This window comes from Pseudomonas aphyarum (assembly GCF_028657055.1).
GTDB classification, from domain to species: Bacteria; Pseudomonadota; Gammaproteobacteria; order Pseudomonadales; family Pseudomonadaceae; genus Aquipseudomonas; species Aquipseudomonas aphyarum.
Genome location: NZ_JAMDGS010000004.1, coordinates 197,221 through 216,555 on the forward strand (window position 1 = coordinate 197,221; position 19,335 = coordinate 216,555).

Sequence of the window (19,335 nt, forward strand, 5' to 3'; positions counted from 1 at the left end):
AAAAAAAGCCGCCCTTGCGGGCGGCTGAAGTGCTTCGCTCCTGAATCAGAACCCAAGGCTGAAGCTGATGGTCATCGCATGGTCGTTGCTCTCGTTCGACAGCTGCCCCGAATAGCCGATGCCGAGTTTGCCGGTCGGGCTGATCTGGAAGTCCACGCCTGCTTCGACCACCGCGCTGTCCTTGGCAATCGGCACGCCCTGGGTGTTGAACGAGGCGCCGCCGTCGATGAAGGTCAGGTCGGCGTCGGGCTTGGTGTCGCCGAACGCATGCCGCCAGCCGAGGGCCGCGCGCGGGGTGAACTGCCCGCCGTTGGCCAGGGTGATGACCTTGCCGGCGCGCACGCCCAGGGTCGAGAAGGTGATGTCCTGATCGGACTCGGCGCGCAGGCGCCCCACTCCGCCTTTCTCCTTGGCCTTGTCGCTGTCGTAGTTGACGTACGCCAGGCCGGCGAACGGTTCCAGGGCAATCCCGGTCGCTTCGATGGCATAGCCGACTTCACCGAACACCTGCGCGCTGCGCGCGTCGTAATTGGCCTTCAACCGATCGTTGTAGGCACCGACGCTGACGTCGCGCTTGGTCTCGATGTCGTGCCAGCTGTAGGCCGCGCCGAGGCGCACTGCCAAGGCATCGAATTGCGAGTTGAGGTACGCCGCCAGGTGGTAGCTCTCGACCGTGGCATCCGAGCGACGATCGTGAGCATCCAGATCGCTGCGGGTGTAGCCGGCGGCCATGCCGACGCGCCATTGGTCATCGATCTGCTTGTCGGTGCCGAGCATGAAACCGCTCAGGTTGCGATCCAGTTTCGCGCTGTTGCTGTCGCCATCCGACTCGCCCCAGGCGCCAAGTGCGCGGGCCCAGCCGACCATTTCGCCGTGGCAACCGTTGCTGCTCAGCTGGTTGTCGCTCGGGGCCAGGGCGCGGCGTGGATCGTCCGGTGCGCTGCACGATGGCTGACGCATACGGTCGTTGACCGCGTCCCGCACGTAGCGCGAATCCTCGAGGATCGCACTGGCGGTGCTGGCATGGATTTCCCCCGACAGGCTGTCGAAGGCGTTACGTGCGCCCGCCACGCTGAGGTTGATGATTTCAGCCTGCAACGCACTGCCCGCCGCGCCGTTACGCATCAACGCCGAAGCGGTGTTGCGCTGGTTGCGAGTGGCGGCGACGTCGACGAACGAGTTGCCGTTGCGGCTGACCACCAGGTTCACCGCGTTCGGGTCGTACACCAGCGCCGTGTCGAGGAACGCATATTGCGGCAGATCGGCGGCGCTGAAGGTGCCGGTCACTCCGCCACCGGCAGTGATCAGCGAGTACACGGTGTTGCCGGTGAACGGCGCCAGGCTGTTGACCTGCAGGCCACCACTCAAAGTCGCGGTACCACCGACGGCCAGCGGAGTAGCAGTCGGCGAGCTGACGGTCAGGGCCAGCACACCGTCAGCGGCGTTGGTCAGGTTGCCGGCGACACTCAAGGTGCCGTCCTCGCCACCGGAGGCCACCACGCCATGGTTGACCACCGAACCGACGCTGCCATTACCGCTCAGGCCCGCGCCATTGGCCACGGTGACCTGCCCGGCGAGGGAGGCCCGCGCCGCGCGGCTGCCGACTTGCAGCACGCCCTGATCCACCGCCACGGTGCCGCTGAAGGGTTGTTCACCGGTCAGCAGCAAGCGCGCGGCACCGCGTTTGGCCAGAGCGCCGACACCACTGAGGCGTCCGTTGAACTGGCCGTTGGCGTTCTGCTGGAACACCAACGAGGCGTTGTTGAGGATGTTGCCCTGCAGGCTGGTGGTATTACCGATCAGCGTACCGCCGCTGACCGTGGTCCCGCCGCTGTAGGTGTTGGCGCCGCTGAGGACCAGAGTGCCGGAATCCAGTTTCTCGATACCGCCACTGCCCACCAGCGGTGCGGAGACTTCCGCGCTGCCACCGGCATTCACCCGCACTGACGCGAGGCTGCCGCCCGGGCCGTTGACCGGTGTCAGCGTACCGCCAGCGCCTGGAACCAGGCTGTAACCGCTGGAGAGGAACTGCAATCCGGTGAAGTTCTGATTGCCTTGCACGGTGACCGTCCCGCTCTGCCCGCCGAACACGGCGAACTGACCGTTCGACGCCAGCGCCTGAGTACCGCTCGGGTCGGTCCAGTTGGTGCCTGGGCCCCACACGCCACTGCCGCCACCGATGCTGCCATCCGGGTTGGTGGTGCCGCCGTTCCAGAACTGCACTTCACCCGGGGTGTTTTGCACCAGCAGGTTGACCTGATTGGCCAGCGCGGTCTGCAGGGTCAGGTTGGCCGCCGACACCGGCAGGCTGCCGTAGACCAGACCGTTGTCGGTCAGGCTGCCGCCGTAGCTGAACAGTTGATAGACCCCGGTGCCGAAGCCGCCGGCGTTGCTGATGTTCAGCGTGCCGTCGAGGGTCAGGTTGCCGGCGACGTTGACCACGGTTGTGGAACTGGTGGCCGAGCCGAGGGTGAAGTCCAGGTTGGTGCCCGAAGACAACGCCAGCGAACCGACCGACAGCGGCGTTGCAGTGCCGCCGCCCGTCAGCGTCGCACCGTTGGCCAGTTGCACGGCGCCTGCGAACACGCCGCTGCCGCCAATTTTCGCCCCGCTGGCGACGTTGACGTTGGCACTGTTGAGCACACCGTTGACGTTCAGCGAACCGGCCTGCACCGCGGTGTTGCCGGTGAAGGTGTTGTTGCCGGTCAGCAGCAAGGCGCCGGTGCCGGTTTTGTTCAGCGTGCCGGCGCCCGTCAGATTACCGGTGTAGCTGCCGTCGCTGTTCTGCTCGAAGGTCAGCGTCGCGTTGTTGGCGATGGCGCCTTGCAGGCTGCTGGTGTCGCCACGGGTGCTGCCGCCGTTCAGCGTGGTGCCGCCGCTGTAGGTGTTGGCACCGCTGAGGACGAGATCGCCACTGCCGTTTTTCACCAGACTGCCGCTGCCGGTGATTGCACCGATCAGCGTGGTGTTCTGGTTGCCGGCCAGGGTCAATTCCGCACCCAGGTTGATGGCATTGGCCAGTTGCAGCGCAGAGGTACTGTCGAGGGTGCCATTGCCCAGCACGCTGAGGGCGCCGCTGCTGATCGCGCTGTTGTTGCCCAGGATCAGCGAGCCACCCGAGAGCTGGGTACCGCCGCTGTAAGTGTTGCTGCCGTTGAGGGTCAGGCTCGATGCGCCGGTCTTGATCAGACTGCCGCTGCCGCTGACCACACCGCCGAGGGTCAATGCGTTGGAACCGGCGACGGTGAGTCCGCCGTTGAGCACCACGGCGTTGCCCAGGCTGACCGCTGCGTTGCTGTCCAGCGCCGTGCCGTTGGCGGCGGTCAACACGCCGGTGCCGAGGGCCGCGTTGTCGCCGACCACGATCTTGCCGCCGTTGAGCGCGGTGCCGCCGGTGTAGCCGTTGGCGGCGTTGAGCACCAAGGTGCCGGTGTCGTATTTGCCCAGTGTGCCGGCGCCGTTGAGTGCTACGCCCACGGTGGCGGTGACGTTCGGGTCGACCCGCACGGTGGCATTGCCCAGCGACCCGTTGACCAGATTCAACGAACCGGCCGTGCCGTTCTGCAGGCTGTAGCCATCGGTGACGAACTGCATGCCGGTAATGGTTTGCGCGCCGTTGACGGTCACAGTGCCCGCCGTGCCCTGGAATACCGCGAAGCTGTTGGTCCAGGCCTGATTGGTGGTGCCGTTGACGTCGGTCCAGTTGGTGGTGCCGGTGCCCCAGGTGCCGCTGCCGCCATCCACCGAACCGTTGGCGACAAGCTGGTTGCCGTCCCAGAACTGCACGGTGACGCCCGGCGCGGTGACCAGCAGGTTGATCTGGTTGGCCAGCGCGGTTTGCAGGGTCAGGTCGCCCGGGGTGACGCTGCCCGGTACGGTGCCGATCAGCATGCCGTTGTCGGTCAGCCCGCCGGTGTAGTTGATCAAGCGATACACGCCGCTGCCGAAGCCGCCGATGTCGCTGACGTTGAGGGTGCCGTCGAGGGTCAGGTTGCCACCAACGTTGACCAGCGGGTTACCGCCACCGGAGACCGGTGTACCGAGGCCGACATCGAAGTTGGAGTTGGCGTTGAACACCAGCGAGTTCACCGACAGCGTGCTGCCAGTGGCGCCGGCCAGATGACCGCCGTCCGCCACGGTCACCGCCCCGCCGAGCGAGCCGCCGCCGGTCAGGGTGCCACCGCTGTTGACCAGCACACTGGCGCTGTCCAGCGAGCCGCTGACGTTCAAGGTACCGGCGTTGACCGTGGTGTTACCGGTCAGGCTATTGAGGCCGGTCAGGGTCAGCGTGCCGGTGCCGAGTTTGCTCAACTCGCCGGTGCCGGTGAGCACGCCGTCGAAAATGCTGCTGGCGTTGTTGCCGCCGATGCTCAGCGTGTTGCCGCCGCCGATCAGTGCGGTGCCGCTGCCGGTCAGGCTGGCGAGGCTGCCGGAGCCGCCGAGATTGAGGGTCGCCGCAGCGCCGAGATTGACCCCGGCGTTGCTGCCCAGTGCCGAGTTGCCCAGGGTGGTCAGGCTGCCGGACTGCACATCGAAAGTGCCGCTGAAGGTGTTGTTGCCGGACAGCGTCAGGTCGGCCAGACCGTTCTTGGTCAGGGTGCCCGCCCCGGCGATCACGCCGCCGAGCGTCAGGTTGTTGGTGCCGGCCACGCTCAGGTTGGCATTGACGTTGACGTTGTTGGCCAGCACCAGCGGCGCCGTGGTGTCGAGGGTCGACGCGCCCGCCACGGTCACCGCGCCGGAGCCCAGGCCCGCCGAGGTGCCGAGGGTCACGGTGCCGGCGTTCAGCGTGGTGCCGCCGCTGTAGGTGTTGATGCCGTTGAGGGTCAGGTTGGAGGCGCCGTTCTTGATCAGACCGCCGGTGCCGCTGACCACGCCGCTGAGCGCTACGTCGCTGTTGCCGGTGTTGGTCAGATTGGCGTTGAGCACCACGTTGTTGCCCAGCGACACCGAGGTGTTGCTGTCCAGCGCCGAAGCGCCAGCGACGGTCAGGTTGCCCAGACCAAGGGCGCCGTTGCTGCCGGCGGTCAGGGTGCCGGCATTGAGGGTGATGCCGCCGAGGAAGTTGTTGGCACCGCTGAGGATCAGGTTGGCCGCGCCGTTCTTGGTCAGGCTGCCGGCGCCGTTGATGGCGCCGCTGAGTGTGAGATCGTTGCTGCCGACGATGGCGAGGTTGCCCGCGAGGTTGATCGCATTGCCCGCAGCGAAAGCGCCGTTGGTATCGAGGGTGGTGCCGTTCGCGGCATTCAGGGTGGCCGAGCCCAGCGCGCTGTTCGACGCCAGAATCAACCCGCCCGCGTTCAGTGCCACCGGCCCGAGAAAGGCGTTGTTGCCGCCGAGTGTCAGGCTGGCCGAACCGTTCTTGATCAAGCCGCCGGTGCCGGAAATGACACCGTTGAGGGTCAGCGCATTGCTGCCGAGCAGCGTCAGGTTGCCGTTGAGCGTGGCGGCATTGGCCAGGGTCACGGCGGTATTGCTGTCGAGTTGCGTACCGGCATTGGCGATCAACGCGCCAGTACCCAGCGCGGTGTTGCTGCCGACGACCAATGTGCCGCCGTCCAGTTGCGTGCCGCCGGTGTAGCTGTTGGCGCCGTTGAGTACCAGAGTGCCCGCGTCGAGTTTATTGAGGATGCCGCTACCGTCGATGTTCACACCGACCGTGGCGGTCACGCCCGGATCGACCCGCATCGCCGTGGTGCCGCCGGTACCGTTGACGGCGGTCAGCAGACCCGACGTGCCGTTGACCACGTTGTAGCCATCGGTGAGGAACTGCATCCCGGTGAACAGTTGCGTGCCGTTGACCGACACCGTGCCCGCCGTGCCCTGGAACACCGCGAAGTCGCCGGCCCAGGTCTGGTTCAGCGTGCCGTTGGAATTGGTCCAGTTGGTGCCGCCGGCAGTCCATGTGCCCGTGCCGCCATCCACCGTGCCGTTCGGGATGGTCTGGCTGCCGTCCCAGAAACGCAGGTTGGTGTTCGGCGCCGACACGATCAGGTTGACCTGATTACCCAAGGTCTGCACGAGGATGTCGCCGAGGCCATAACCCACCGGCACACCGGCCACGGTCAGGCCGTTGTCGGTCAGCGCGCCGATGTAGTTGAACAGGCGATAGACACCGACACCAAAGCCGCCGGCATCGGTGACGTTGAGGTTGCCGTCGAGGGTCAGGTTGCCGCCAATGTTCATCAGCGAGGAGGTCGATGGCGTGGCGAGGCTCGCGTCGACATTGCTGTTGGCGGTGAGGATCAGCGACGAGGTCGACAAGGTATTGCCCGAGGACAACGCCAGATGACCGCCGCTGTTGACGGTGATGAAGCCAAGCGCCGAACCGGTACCCGTGAGCGTCGCACCGTTGTTGACGTTGAGCTGGGAGCTGGCCAGGGAACCTGTGAGGTTCAGCGTACCGCCGTTGACGTTGGTATTGCCGGTGATACCGTTGATGCCGGTGAGGTTCAGTGTGCCGGTACCGACTTTGGTCAGGGTGCCGCTGCCACCGAGGTCGCCGTCGAAGGTGCTGGTGCTGCTCACGCCGCCCACGGTCAGGGTGTTGCCGCCGGCGACCTGCACGCTGCCGCTGCCGCTCAGCCCGTTGAGGCTGTTGCTGCTGTTGAGAAAGAGATTGGCACCGGCGCTGATATTGGCGCCGGAAGTATTGCCCAGCGCCCCGCTGCTCACGGTGGTGACGCTGCCGGAGGCGATGTTCAGCGCGCCGGTGAAGGTGTTGTTGCCGCTGAGCGTCAGGTCACCAAAGCCGTCCTTGGTCAGGCTGCCGGCGCCATCGATCACGCCGCTGAGGTTCAGGGTGTTATTGCCGGCCAGCGTCAGGCCGGCGTTGAGAGTGATGTTGTTGCCGACGCTCATGCCGGTGCTGGTGTCCAGCGTCGAAGCGCCGCCGACGGTCAGGCCGCCACTGCCCAACGCAGCGGCCGAGCCCAGTGTCAGCGTACCCGCGTTGAGCGTGCTGCCGCCGCTGAAGGTGTTGGTGCCGTTGACGGTCAGGTTGGCCGCGCCGTTCTTGATCAACTGGCCTGCGCCGCTGATCACACCGCCGAGGGTCAGATCCTGGGTACCGCCGACGCTCAGCGCCGCATTCAGCACGACCGCGTTCGCGAGGCTGACCAGCGGTGAACTGCTGTCGAGGGTTGCCGCACCGCCGACGGTCAACGCACCGGTGCCGAGCGCCGAACTGTTGCCGGCGGTCACTGTGCCGGCGTTCAGTGTGGTGCCGCCGGCGTAGGTATTGGTGCCATTGAGGTTCAGGTTGGCCGCGCCGTTTTTCACCAGGCTACCGGCACCGGCGACGGTCCCGGTGAGGGTCAGATCGGAGCTGCCACCGAAGTTCATCGCACCGGCGAGGTTGACCTGATTACCCAGAGTGACGGCGGTGTTGGTGTCCAGCGTGGTGCCCGCCGCTGCGTTCAATGCGCCGCTGCCGATCGCGGTATTGCTGCCGACAATCAGCTTGCCGACGTTCAGCGCGGTGTTGCCGAAGAAGGTGTTGGCACCGTTGAGGATCAGATCGGCCGGGCCGCTTTTGGTCAGGCCACCGACCCCGGAGACCACGCCCGCGAGGGTCAGCGCGTTGCTGCCGCCGATGGTCACGTTGCCGCCGAGGTTGACGTTGTTGGCCAGGCTGGTCGCGGTGCTGGCGTCCAGCGTGGTGTTGTTGCCGGCGTTGAGGATGCCGGTGCCGAGGGCGGTGTTGGAGCCGACGATCAGTGTCCCGGCGTTCAGCGACGTAGAGCCGGTGTAGGTGTTGTTGCCGGTCAGGGTCAGGGTCGACGAGCCGGTCTTGATCAGGTTGCTGCCGCCGCTGATCACGCCGCCGAGGGTCAGCGGATTGGCGCCGCCGGCGGTGAGGTTGGAGTTGAGGGCAATCGCGTTGTTGAGCGTCACGTTGGCGCTGCTGTTGAGCGTCGCGCCCGCCCCGCCCACCGTCAGTGTGCCGGTGCCGAGTGCCGCGCCGTTGCCGACGGTCAGGCTGCCGGCGTTGAGCGCGGTGCCGCCAGTGAAGGTGTTGGCGCCGTTGAGGGTGAGGTTGGCCGTGCCGTTCTTGATCAGTTGACTGGCGCCGCTGAGCACGCCGCCGAGGATCATGCCGTTGCTGCCGCCGATGGACAGGTTGCCGTTGAGCGCGACGTTGTTGTTGAGGATGACCGAGGTGTTGCTGTCGAGGGTCGCGGCGCTGGCGACAGTCAGAGCGCCGCTGCCCAGCGCGGCGGCGTTGCCGACGGTCAGGGTGCCGGCGTTGAGGGTGGTGCCGCCGCTGAAGGTGTTGGCGCCGTTGAGAATCAGGTTGGCCGCGCCGTTCTTGGTCAGCCCGCCGCTGCCGCTGACTACGCCGCCGAGGGTCAGGTTGGCGTTGCCGGCGATGTTCAGGTTGCCGCCGAGGGCAACGGCGTTGCTCAGCGCCACGGTGGTGCTGGCGTCGAGGGTGGTGCCCGCTGCTGTGGTCAGTGCGCCGGTACCGAGCGCGGTGTTGGAGCCGACGATCAGCGTCCCGCTGTTCAGCGCGGTGCCGCCGGAGAAGGTGTTGTTGCCACTGAGGGTCAGGTTCGCGGTGCCGCCCTTGAGCAGGTTGCCGGCGCCGCTGATGACGCCGCTCAGGCCCAGCGCCTGAGTGCCGCCGATGGTCAGCCCGCCTGCCAGCGCCACCGCGTTGGCCAGGGTCACGGCGGTGGTCGCATCCAGCGTGGTGCCGGCCGCTGCGTTCAAGGCGCCCGTGCCGAGGGCGGTGTTGCTGCCGACGAGCAAAGTGCCGCCGTTGAGCGCGGTGGTGCCGCTGTTGGTGTTGTTGCCGGTCAGGGTCAGGCTGGCGCTGCCGCTTTTGGTGATCGCGCCGGTGCCGGACACGATGCCGGCCAGGGTCAGGGCATTGCTGCCGAGCACGTTCAACGCACCGGTGATACCGACGTTGTTGGCCAGCGTCACGTTGCCGGTGCTGTCGAGGCTGGTGCCGTTGCTGGTGTTGAGCACCCCGGTGCCCAAGGCGTTGTTGTTGCCGACGCGCAAGGTGCCGGCGCTGAGGCTGGTGATCCCGGTGTAGGTGTTGATGCCGTTGAGGGTCAGGCTGCCGCTGCCGGTTTTGGTCAGGTTGGCGGCGCCGCTGATCACTCCGCCCAGGGTCAGCGCACCCGTGCCGGTCGCGGTCAGGGTGCTGTTGAGCGTGATCGCGTTGGCCAGCGAAATCGGCGACGTTGCCGAAATGCTCGAAGAGCCGCCAACGGTGATGCCGCCGGTGCTGAACGCCTGGTTGTTGCCCACCAGCACCACACCGCCGTTGAGCACGGTGTTGCCGGTGTAGGTGTTGATGCCGTCCAGATTGATCTGGCCGCTGCCGATCTTTGTCAGACCGCCAGTGCCGGAGATCACGCCGCTCAGGGTCAGGCCGTTGATGCCCTGCAGGGTCAGGCCGCCGGCGCCCAGATTGATCTGGTTGGCCAGCGTCAAACCGGCATTGCTGGCCTGAAGTATCCCGCCATTGGACGTCAGCACGCCGCTGCCGAACGCCGCGTTGTTGTTGAACTGCGCGACACCGCCATTGAGGGTGGTCGCACCGCTGACCAGTGGTCCCTGCACGGTCCAGGTGCCGCTGTTGAGGGTCAGGTTGTTGAAGTTGACGTAGACCAGGCTGGACGCCGTGCCGGTCCCGGTGGTGCCGCCGCCGAGGCCGATCGGGTTTTGCAGGATCAGCGTGTTGGTACCGGCCGCACCGCCATCGATCGTCCCGGTGGGGGCGAAGGTCAGGTTGACGCCGATCAGGCCACCGAGGCCGACGGAGACTTGCGCACCGTCGCCGACGTTAACGCTGGAACCGGTGATCGCGTAGAAGGTGTTGGTGCTGCCCGCCCCCATCGACACGCCGCCCGTGATGTTACCGGCGTTGGTGAAGGTGTTGCCCGCCACCGATGTTTCGAACGCGACCCGGCCGTTGATCGTACCGGTGGCGCTGTTGGTCATGTTGACTTGCGAACCGCCATACACCCCGACCACTGGCGTATCGGCCAGGGTGATCCCGCCGACCGACAGCCCGGTCGAGGTAATCGTGCCGTCGTTGGTGATGGTCGTGGTGCCCGACACCGAGTTGTTCACGGCAATCCCCAGCCCGTCGATGCTGGTCAGGGTGAGGCCGAGCAACATGCCGGTGCCGCGAATGAGCCCGGTGGTGTTGTTGACGATGCTCACGGTGCTGGTCGCGCCGGTGCCGATGAACGCGCCGCCACTGAGGATCGACACCAGCCCGAGCAAGGCCGGGTCAAGGGTGCCGGAGTTGTTCAGGTTGATGTTGGCCCCGGTCAGGTTGATGACCTTGCCACCCAGCGTCGCGTTCATCTGCGCGCCGTTGGTGACGTTGACCGTCAGGCCGCTCGTGGCACTGCTGTAGTCATTGAGAAACAGCGGCAGGGTCGGCACGCCCGAACAGGTAATCGTGGAGCCCGCCGCCGAGCAGGTGGCGAACGCCTGCTCGCTGACGCCACCGAACAGCAGTCCGGCGACACTCAGATGCACAGCAAGGGACAGTGGGGAAAAACGCGAAACGAGGGCGACACCAAACCTTGCTTCCACGGGTTACTCCTTGCGTGGCCAATTTCGTCCTTGAAGGCGTGCAACTGCGGCAACATCCAACACGCTTATCAAGCGTATGACGGTCATCAGATAAACCGTCCCATTCCAGACACACGCTAGTTGATGCCCCGCAATGGGACACCGGTTAAATAGTGTTAATACTTTTGTGCGATAAGGCCCTGCGTCGATACTTCCGGCCGTTCTGAACAGGCTGTTGAGGCCTTTTTCGGGCCCTTTTGAGAGGAGTTGACCGAGTCGCCAGGTAAACCCGCGAATCAATCGATTTTTCAGCCACTTGAGAAACTGGTACGGCTTGTGCAAACGTTTGCTAGTCGCTGTTGACTGCCTTTTCGTTACAAAACCGTACAGGCCCCATGATTCCGGGCCTTGATCCGCAAAAAGGACTTTGAATGCACGTTTCCTCCTGCCACCGTCGTCGCGGTGTGCGCACCTTTGCTGTTTCCCTGCTACTGGCCGGCGTTACCGGAGTTCTCAGTCAGACCACATTGGCGCAGCCTGCCCTGCCCGAAGAGTCCGCCCAGGGCGAAGCCCTCAGTCCCGAAGCCAGCCCGCCGAAAAAAGGCGCGTACCTGTCGGACTGGTACAACCAGGACCTGATGCTGATCGGCAGCAAGGACATCAGCTTCGGCCCGCAACCGGCCGACGACATCTACCTGGAATACGAGTACTTCGGGCGCAAGGGTCCGTTCGAGCTGTACGGCTACATCGACATTCCGAAGATCTTCAACATCGGCAACAGCCATGACAAAGGCGTGTGGGATCACGGCTCGCCGGTGTTCATGGAGCACGAGCCGCGCATCTCCATCGACTACCTCGCCGGGCGCAGCCTGGCCATCGGGCCGTTCAAGGAATGGTACGTGGCGTTCGACTGGATCTACGACCACGGCAGCCGCAAAGAGAACCGCGCCAACACGCTGTACAGCGGTTTCGGCACCGACATCGACACCCATTCGCGGATCAATCTGTCGGCCAACCTGTACGGGCGCTACCAGTGGGAAAACTACGGCGCCAGCAACGAATATTCGTGGGACGGCTACCGCGCGCAGCTCAAGTACATCGTGCCGATCGACAAATTCAGCAACGGTGCCTCGCTGACCTACATCGGCTTCACCAACTTCGATTTCGGCTCGGACATCCACAAGGACAACCCGGCGCGCACCGCCAATGCCACGGTGGCGACCAACGTGTTGCTGTACTCGTTCACCCACTTGCGCTTCACCCTGGTCGGCCGTTATTTCCACAACGGCGGCAACTGGGAGGACGGCAGCGAGCTGAATTTCGGCGACGGTAATTTCCGTGCACGTTCCAATGGCTGGGGGTATTACGCGGGGGTCGGGTATCAGTTCTAAAGCGCAAGGGCTCGCAGCCATAGGTTGCGAGCCCTTGTCGTTTTGCATCAAGGAATCAGGATGACCTTGTCACCGCTGCCCTGATTCACATCGGCATACCGCGCCAGCCCTTCGGCCAACGGCGCTTCCACCAGCCCTTGCGGCAGTGGCAGCAGGTCTTCGTCGAAGAACCGGCCGAACTGTTCCAGCATCGCCGCGCAGGCCTCAACGCCATACAGCAACGAGTTGATGCCGACCACCGAACCGCCCTTGCGATACAGGGCCAGCGCCGGCAACTGCACATGCCCATCGACTGGCGCAGCGATGATCGCGATCCGCCCGAAAGTTGCCAGCGCCGCCACCGAGGCCGGCAGCCAGAAACCGGTGGTGTCGAAAATCACGTCGGCACCGCCGCGATACACCGCGTTGACCTGCGCACCGAGATCCTCGGGTTTATCCAGCTGGATCGTCTGATAACCCTGCGCCTGCAAATCCTTGACCTGCTCCGGCCGCCGCGCCGCCGCCAGCAACTGCGCGCCACGCACCTTGGCCAGCGCCAGTGCCGCCGTCGCCACCGCCCCGCCGCCGATCACCAGCAAACGGGTTTCGGCACTCACCAGACTGCGCTCCAGCGCATCCCACGCTGTGGTGTAAGGCACGCCGAGGCTGGCGGCCTGGGTGAAACTCAAATGCGAAGGTTTATGCGCCACGCCATTGGCCGGCAGTTTGACGAACTGCGCATGGGAGCCATCAGCGAAGAAACCCAGCTCACGCCCGGTGCCCCAGACCTCCTGACCGATCAACGCCTGCGGCCCCTCGACCACGACACCGGCAAAGTCCCGACCGGGAATACGCGGCAGCGTGGTGTAGGGGAAACGCCCGAGCACGTTCTTCACGTCGCTGGGATTGAGGCCCGCAGCCCTGATCTGCACCAACACCTCGTCAGCGCCCGGCACCGGCGTCGGCACCTCGACGAAGCACAGGGACGACAGGTCGCCGGTTTTATCGAATTGCAGTGCTTTCATGAGTTCATCCACCGAATGAAAAAAGGAAATTCAGGACAGCCAGCCACTGACCAGTTGCCGGCCCATCGGCCACAACTGCTCGCCCGCCAGCATGCCCAACAGGCCCACCAGCGCGATGGTCGGCGGCGCCGGAGACCGGACATCCAGCGCGCCATACAGCAGGCCGACACCCAGACCGACGCCCAGTGAAATCAGGTAATTCATGGGATCACTCCGCCACAAAACAGGAATGGGCAAAGTCTAGGGAAAGGCTGCGACCGGCATCGGCCAAGGACTTCTGAATTTCGGCCAAATCAGCCGGCAAGCGGCCCGCCATCGAACTGCGAAGGCGCAACCCCCAGCTCCCGACGGAACATGTCGCTGAAACTGCTCGGCGAATAACCCAGCTCACGGGCAATCGCGCTGACCGGCACGCCCTGGATCAACTCCGCCACCGCCGTCGCCAACTGCACCTGCCGCCGCCACTCGGCAAAGCCCATGCCCAGCCCTTCCTTGAACAACCGCGCGAGCGTTCTCACGCTGGCCCCGGCGTTTTCGGCGTGTTGCTCGAAAGGAATATCCAGCGACGGCGCGGCCATCACCGCCTGACACAGACTCATCAACCGCCGGTCGGCATCGTCCGGCAGCGGGATCTTCAACTGCGAACGCCTTGCACGTTTCAGCTCCAGCAGCGCCAGCCCGACCAGCGCCTCGTAATACTCGGCATCACCGCTGTCGCCCTGCGCCACCAGCCCGACAATCAACTCACGCAGCAGACCACCGACCTCGATCACCTGCACCGTCTGATCCAGCGTCGCCGCCAGCGCCGGGCGCAGGTAGATATTGCGCATCTGCAAATCCGACACCACCCGAATCCCGTGCGGCACCCCCGGCGGCAACCACACCGCCCGCTGCGGCGGCACCACCAGCGCCTCGTGCGGGGTCTCGACCCACATCACCCCGCTCATCGCATACAGCAACTGCCCCCAGACATGCTCGTGCGGCTCGATGAACAACCCACGCGGATAGGTGCGCGCCAGCGGCTGCACCGGCACATCGGTATCACTCAGATCGGGGGGCGCAGCGAGGGCCATGGCGAACATTCATCGGGGTTGGCGAAAGCGCCATGGTAACCAGTCCGACCGGAACCTCGCCATTGATAGATACCGTCGGACAATCCGAGTGAATTTTCCCGGAGCGCAGCGATCCTTCTATTACCACAGGGAGGAAGATGGGCTTTATGAACAACGCAAAACTGTACGTCATCGATTACACCCTTCACGGCGCGCCAAAGTCGTTCATTATCCGCTCGGACAAAATGGACAACACCGAGGCGTGGCACTGGGCAAGCTGCGACGCAGGGGTCGGCCGCATCCCGCGTTTCGGCCGGGAGAAAGTGCAAAAGACCAGCAAGCCGATGGCAGAAAAATTCGGCGTGGAAAACGTCACATGGCGACCGGCCAGCTAAGCTTGCGCGCAGGCGGGGACTATTTCGGGGGGAACAACATGACAACCATCAACAGCCCGGCGCACCTGGACTACGGCCTGGACACCCTCTTGGGCCGCATCACCAAAAGCGTCGACTGCCCGGTTGGCCTGGAACCCGTCGAAAACGACCCCTACCGCTTCGCCCTGCGCGTCCCGGCCCCCTTGCCGGAAGACCTTGAACAGGCCAAAACCATCGTCGTCAACGTCGAAGGCCGCCGCCTGCAAGGCAACGTCCGCCACACCGAACGCCTGGACGACGACAGCCTGAAACTGGAAGTGGAGCCCGACTAGGCTCCACTTTTTCAATACCCGAGATTACTTGGGATGCGCACACTGACACCCCTTGCCCGAACACTCCTCACCACTCTTGTGATGATGCGCACAGGCCTCACAGCAATAATGCTTACCGTGCGCCACATAAGAATGCTCACCCTCCTTGATCGTGCAACGACATCCCGGACAATCGCATTTTCTATCTGCCATGGAACAGACTCCTTCAGTGGTGGTTGTCTGAGGCCGAAAGAACAAGCCGTGCTACCAGTGTAGAAGGTGAAAAGCACCCAACAACCCAGCAACCAAACCACTCAACCCTCACCCTCAACCATCCCCCCCACCACTCACCACAATGAGCGTTAGCTCGAGTAAAGCTTTTGATCTCAAGGCCCGTCGGCAGGCTGAGTGGAGGGATTGATCCGGGGGTGGGAGCGCAGCGACCGTGCGGCGCAGCCGCATGCATCGAGAGGAGGTGCAGCGAAGCAAACCGTAGGCGATGCCCCCGGATCAATCCCGGAGCGAAGGAACCCGAGCCACAGCGAGGGCCGTACGTCAGGGCCCAAGACCTTTGGTTACTTTGGGGCGTTTGCCAAAGTGACTCGCTGTAAAAGCGAAACCGCCAGCGGCCACCCCCGAAGAAACGGATATTCACCCAAAACCCCAAGAGCATGGTCGGCCCGAAGGCCGCCAAGTTCAAACGGCCTGGCGCACGCTGCTGCGATACATGAATACCAGCGCCAGCCCCAAACAAACCATCGCCAGAATCCGCGCCCCGGACAATTCGATTGCGGGGTTGCCCAGCCAGCCAAAATTGTCGATCAGCATCCCCATCCCAAGTTGCCCGACAATCACTGCCACCGTCGCCACGGCCGTACCGACGCGCGGTACCGCGCCAACCATGACCATCATGTAAACCACGCCAAACAAAGCACCGCTGAGCTGCCACTTCGGCACCTCCAGCAAACTCACCGCCTGAGCAGGCTCAAAAAACAAAATCAACAACCCCGTAGAAACAGCGCCGACGACAAACGTCAACAAACTACTGCGCAACACCCCAACGGTCTCCCCCAACCGCCCATTGATCGCCGCCTGCACACTCAACACCGCACCCGCCAACACCACCACCGCCAACAAAATAACCAGACTCATCACTCACCCCCGCGCAATCAAAACCAAAGCCGCCACAATCAACCCCAACGCCAGCCACCGCTCAGCATTGACCTTCTTGCGCGTAGCCCCAAACCACCCGAAATGGTCAATCAACACACTCTTGCCAACCTGCCCCGACAAAATCGCAATCATCGTCATCGCAATCCCGATATGCGGCGTCGCCAGCGTCAACACCACCACATACATCGGTCCCAAAAAACCGCCAATCAACTGCCAGCGCGGCAGATCCGTCAGCGCCGGCCCCTTCTGCGGCCCCGCAAACAGCAACAACAAAAACAGAATCGCCGAGCCCACCCCGAAAATGCTCAAGGTCGCCCACAAATGCCCGACCTGCTCACCCAACGGCCCCAGCAACCCCGCCTCCACCGACAAACCCATCCCGGCCAGAATCACCAACGGCAACAGCAACAAACGCAAACCCGGCCGCGCAACCGGCGCCGGCGCGGCACTCACTTCATCAAACGACTGCATCTGAAAAACCTCTGAAAGAAACGATGGCGCGGATTATCGGCTGGCGCAGCTGTGCGATAAATGGGAGCATCCAGACAACACTTTTGCGCAACTCGCACAGCAGGACACACGATGCACGGGCTCAACGAACTGGGATTCAAAGCGCTAAGGCTGTTTGTGGCGGTGCTCGACCACGGCAGTTTCTCCGAAGTCGCCCGCCGCGAGGGCGTGGCGCCCTCTTCGATATCCCGGCAGATCCAGTTGATGGAGCAAGCGCTGAACCAGCAATTGCTCTACCGCCACACCCGAGCGGTCACGCCGACCGAAGCCGGGCGCATGCTCGGCCACCACGCGCGGCTGGTGCTGGTGCAACTGGAAGAAGCCGAACAGGCGTTGCAGGAACAGCAAAGCGAACCGACCGGTCTGGTGCGAATCAACGCCCCGGTGGTGTTCGGCCAGCGCCACCTGACGCCATGGCTGGGCCGTTTGTGCGAGCGCTATCCGAAGCTGCAACTGGACATCCAGCAAACCGACCACTACATCGATCCGCTGCAGGAAGGCGCCGACCTGCTGTTCCGTATCGGCCCGCTGCACGATTCAAGCATGCAGGCGCGGATCCTCGCGCCGCACCGGTTTCAGGTCGCGGCCAGTCCCGCGTATCTCAAGCGTTTCGGCACGCCACAACATCCCGAAGACCTCGCCCATCACCAGTGCCTGGCCTACAAGGGCGCGACCGGCCAGCAGCGCTGGTTTTTCCGTCAGGATCAGGGCGAGTGGACACCGTATGCAGTCAAGGGCCCGATCACCGGCAACCACGCAGACACATTGACCCAGGCCGCTGTGCAAGGGCTGGGGCTGGTGATGTTTCCGTCATGGCTGATCGGCGAGGCGGTGCGTGAGGGGACGCTGGTGCCGGTGTTGGGGGATTATCAGGTGTCGAACAGTGTGGAGCCGCAGCAGATTTCGGTGCTGTGGCCGGGGAGTCGGCGGTTGTCGGTGAAGGTGCGGACGGTGATTGATTTCTTTGTTGAGTGTTTTGGCGAAGTGCCGTATTGGGATCGCCCCTGAAGATCAAAAGCCGGCCCTCACCCTAGCCCTCTCCCGGAGGGAGAGGGGACCGATCGGGGGATATTGGAGAAGTACGCCGACCTGAAAGATTTGTTTTGAATCCATATTCGATTCGGTCTTTCAGGTCGGCGTTTAGCGCAAGACAACTCGGTCGGTCCCCTCTCCCTCCGGGAGAGGGCTAGGGTGAGGGCCCGCTTGAGGATTCACCCAAATATCAGATACGGAACTGCCCCACCAACTTGCCCAACCGCTGCCCCAACTCCGCCAGACTCCGCGAAGTCTGCGCCCCCAACTGGGTCTCGTCCGCCACGTTATCCACCGCCACCGCAATCTGATGCACGCTGCGGTTGATCTCTTCCGCCACAGCGGTCTGCTCCTCCGCAGCACTGGCAATCTGCGCGTTCATCGAGTTGATCGTCGCAATCAGATCCGCCATCGCATCCAGCGACGCCCCCGCCTGATTGGCCTGGGCCGAGGTGCCGTCACCCGCCTCGCTGGAACGACGCATCGCCTCAACCGCCGACTGCGTCCCCGCCTGCAAGCGGTCGATCATCCCCTGAATTTCCTGAGTGCTGATCTGCGTGCGCGACGCCAGCGCCCGCACCTCGTCCGCCACCACCGCAAACCCGCGCCCGGCCTCGCCCGCCCGTGCTGCTTCAATCGCAGCGTTGAGCGCCAGCAGGTTGGTCTGTTCGGCAATCGAGCGGATCACCCCGAGCACGCCGACAATCGACGACACGTCCTGCTGCAGGCTGTCGAGGGACACACCGCTGCTGCGGATGTCATCCACCAGCGCATGAATCTGCTTGATGCTGCCGGCCACCACGCGCTTGGCGGTCTGGCCTTCTTCGTCGGTCTGCTGCGCGGCGACGGCAGCGTTCTGCGCGCTCTTGGCGACTTCCTGCGCGGCGGCGGACATTTCGTTGATTGCCGTGGCGACCTGATCGGTTTCGTGGCGCTGACGTTCCATGGCCTGATCGGAGCGCTGGGCCTGATCCGACACTTGTGTCACCAGACCGGTCAGTTGCGAGGTCATCTCGGTGATCTGCCGCACCAGGCCGTGGATCTTGTCGACAAAACGGTTGAACGAGCCGGCCAGTTCGCCGAGTTCGTCCTGGCTGGTGATGGTCAGGCGCCGGGTCAGGTCGCCCTCGCCCGCCGCGATGTCATCGAGGTTGGCTTTCATCAGGGTCAACGGTCGCAGAATGGTGTTGGCCAGCAGCATCCCCGCCGCCGCGATCACCAGCAACACCACCACCGCCACGCCGACGATGCTCAGCACCACGCCCTGCATGCGCTCCTGCACCTTGGCCTCGACCACCGCCACTTGCGCTTCGATGCCGTCGAGGTTGACCGACGTACCGACCGCCATGTCCCACTTCGCCAGGTATTCGGTGTAGCCGAGTTTCGGCACCAGCACTTGCGCGTTGCCCGGCAGCGGCGAGCTGTATTGCAGGTAGTGGGTGCCGTCCTTCGCGACTTTCACCAGGTCGCGGTTGACGTAGACGCCGTTCGGGTCGCGGTTGTCCTTGAAGCTTTTGCCCACGCCTTCGGGGTCGTTGGCCTTGAACAGGCGCACGGTCTCGGAGTCGTAGCCGAAGAAGTAGCCGTCCTTGCCGTACTTGATGCTCGACAGCAGCTTGATGACCTGCGCCCGCGCATCGGCGTCACCGGGGGCGGCGGCGTCGTACAACGGTTTGATGGTGGTCATGGCCACGGCGACGTAGCTGGCCAGGGTGGCCTTGGCGTCGCCGAGCAGGCGTTCGCGGGTCTGTTCGACTTCCTTGCGCGCCTGTTCCTGAAGGATGAACAGCGTGGTCAGGCTGATCACCAGCGCAAAGAGCAAGACCGGAAGGACGGCAAGGGACAGGACTTTAGCCTTGAGACTCAGGCGCATGGGGGCTCACTCTTTTGGTTTTATTGGCGTGGATAAAGGCTTTAACGGCACACCGGAACAAAAGTTGAGT

General features: G+C 64.1%; 12 protein-coding genes and 1 pseudogene. 4 read left to right on the top strand and 9 right to left on the bottom strand.

The genetic code is table 11. From position 1 onward, the window contains the following. Window positions 1-45: 45 nt before the first annotated feature. The gene (locus M5G18_RS06775) at window positions 46-10,566 is read right to left on the bottom strand and encodes an autotransporter-associated beta strand repeat-containing protein (protein WP_273898810.1); all 10,521 of its coding nucleotides are present in this window, start codon (window positions 10,564-10,566) and stop codon (window positions 46-48) included. Between the two features lie 410 nt (window positions 10,567-10,976). Between M5G18_RS06775 and M5G18_RS06780 the strand changes: the two genes are divergently transcribed. Next, on the top strand, window positions 10,977-11,936 hold the full coding sequence (locus M5G18_RS06780; RefSeq protein WP_273898809.1) for a nucleoside-specific channel-forming protein Tsx: 960 nt from the start codon (window positions 10,977-10,979) through the stop codon (window positions 11,934-11,936). Between the two features lie 47 nt (window positions 11,937-11,983). On the opposite strand, the gene M5G18_RS06785 is transcribed toward M5G18_RS06780, so the two are convergent. The 3 genes from M5G18_RS06785 to M5G18_RS06795 form a co-directional block, all read right to left on the bottom strand. Then, window positions 11,984-12,940 (bottom strand): quinone oxidoreductase family protein, encoded by a 957-nt coding sequence (locus M5G18_RS06785; RefSeq protein WP_273898808.1) that lies wholly within the window; start codon window positions 12,938-12,940, stop codon window positions 11,984-11,986. 30 nt (window positions 12,941-12,970) lie between these two features. Continuing rightward, window positions 12,971-13,144: a DUF1427 family protein gene (locus tag M5G18_RS06790; protein WP_007958996.1), complete on the bottom strand. Its 174-nt coding sequence runs from the start codon at window positions 13,142-13,144 to the stop codon at window positions 12,971-12,973. Window positions 13,145-13,233: 89 nt separating this feature from the next. Further along, on the bottom strand, window positions 13,234-14,022 hold the full coding sequence (locus tag M5G18_RS06795; protein ID WP_085608280.1) for an AraC family transcriptional regulator: 789 nt from the start codon (window positions 14,020-14,022) through the stop codon (window positions 13,234-13,236). 137 nt (window positions 14,023-14,159) lie between these two features. Between M5G18_RS06795 and M5G18_RS06800 the strand changes: the two genes are divergently transcribed. Both M5G18_RS06800 and M5G18_RS06805 read left to right on the top strand, forming a co-directional pair. Beyond that, window positions 14,160-14,387, top strand: a complete 228-nt coding sequence (locus M5G18_RS06800) for a DUF6555 family protein (RefSeq protein WP_011335095.1) — start codon at window positions 14,160-14,162, stop codon at window positions 14,385-14,387. A gap of 38 nt (window positions 14,388-14,425) precedes the next feature. Then, window positions 14,426-14,698 carry a hypothetical protein gene (locus M5G18_RS06805; protein WP_273898807.1) on the top strand — a complete coding sequence of 91 codons (273 nt, stop codon included), beginning with the start codon at window positions 14,426-14,428 and terminating at the stop codon, window positions 14,696-14,698. 24 nt (window positions 14,699-14,722) lie between these two features. Here M5G18_RS06805 and M5G18_RS06810 read toward each other — a convergent pair whose 3' ends face one another. The 3 genes from M5G18_RS06810 to M5G18_RS06820 all read right to left on the bottom strand — a co-directional run bounded on the left by M5G18_RS06810 (window position 14,723) and on the right by M5G18_RS06820 (window position 16,321). Continuing rightward, window positions 14,723-14,890, bottom strand: coding sequence for a metallothionein (locus tag M5G18_RS06810; protein ID WP_074689145.1), 168 nt, complete (start codon window positions 14,888-14,890; stop codon window positions 14,723-14,725). Between the two features lie 483 nt (window positions 14,891-15,373). After that, entirely contained in the window at window positions 15,374-15,829 is a 456-nt protein-coding gene (locus M5G18_RS06815; protein ID WP_273898806.1) for a DMT family transporter, read from the bottom strand. Between the two features lie 3 nt (window positions 15,830-15,832). Next, entirely contained in the window at window positions 15,833-16,321 is a 489-nt protein-coding gene (locus M5G18_RS06820) for a DMT family transporter (protein ID WP_039770247.1), read from the bottom strand. Window positions 16,322-16,432: 111 nt separating this feature from the next. On the opposite strand from M5G18_RS06820, the gene M5G18_RS06825 reads away from it, so the two are divergent. Further along, window positions 16,433-17,368, top strand: a complete 936-nt coding sequence (locus M5G18_RS06825; RefSeq protein WP_273898805.1) for a LysR family transcriptional regulator — start codon at window positions 16,433-16,435, stop codon at window positions 17,366-17,368. A gap of 214 nt (window positions 17,369-17,582) precedes the next feature. On the opposite strand, the gene M5G18_RS29000 is transcribed toward M5G18_RS06825, so the two are convergent. Next, window positions 17,583-18,404 carry a methyl-accepting chemotaxis protein gene (locus M5G18_RS29000; protein ID WP_371807413.1) on the bottom strand — a complete coding sequence of 274 codons (822 nt, stop codon included), beginning with the start codon at window positions 18,402-18,404 and terminating at the stop codon, window positions 17,583-17,585. Window positions 18,405-18,488: 84 nt separating this feature from the next. Continuing rightward, window positions 18,489-19,265 (bottom strand): annotated as a pseudogene (locus M5G18_RS29005) (cache domain-containing protein); the annotation flags it as partial. Window positions 19,266-19,335: the final 70 nt, after the last annotated feature.

Bases quoted from the DNA above. Each gene is read 5' to 3' on its own strand.
- M5G18_RS06780 (WP_273898809.1), top strand. From the start codon at position 10,977: ATGCACGTTTCCTCCTGCCACCGTCGTCGCGGTGTGCGCACCTTTGCT.
- M5G18_RS06785 (WP_273898808.1), bottom strand. From the start codon at position 12,940: ATGAAAGCACTGCAATTCGATAAAACCGGCGACCTGTCGTCCCTGTGC.
- M5G18_RS06790 (WP_007958996.1), bottom strand. From the start codon at position 13,144: ATGAATTACCTGATTTCACTGGGCGTCGGTCTGGGTGTCGGCCTGCTG.
- M5G18_RS06795 (WP_085608280.1), bottom strand. From the start codon at position 14,022: ATGTTCGCCATGGCCCTCGCTGCGCCCCCCGATCTGAGTGATACCGAT.
- M5G18_RS06800 (WP_011335095.1), top strand. From the start codon at position 14,160: ATGAACAACGCAAAACTGTACGTCATCGATTACACCCTTCACGGCGCG.
- M5G18_RS06805 (WP_273898807.1), top strand. From the start codon at position 14,426: ATGACAACCATCAACAGCCCGGCGCACCTGGACTACGGCCTGGACACC.
- M5G18_RS06810 (WP_074689145.1), bottom strand. From the start codon at position 14,890: ATGGCAGATAGAAAATGCGATTGTCCGGGATGTCGTTGCACGATCAAG.
- M5G18_RS06815 (WP_273898806.1), bottom strand. From the start codon at position 15,829: ATGAGTCTGGTTATTTTGTTGGCGGTGGTGGTGTTGGCGGGTGCGGTG.
- M5G18_RS06820 (WP_039770247.1), bottom strand. From the start codon at position 16,321: ATGCAGTCGTTTGATGAAGTGAGTGCCGCGCCGGCGCCGGTTGCGCGG.
- M5G18_RS06825 (WP_273898805.1), top strand. From the start codon at position 16,433: ATGCACGGGCTCAACGAACTGGGATTCAAAGCGCTAAGGCTGTTTGTG.
- M5G18_RS29000 (WP_371807413.1), bottom strand. From the start codon at position 18,404: ATGACCTCGCAACTGACCGGTCTGGTGACACAAGTGTCGGATCAGGCC.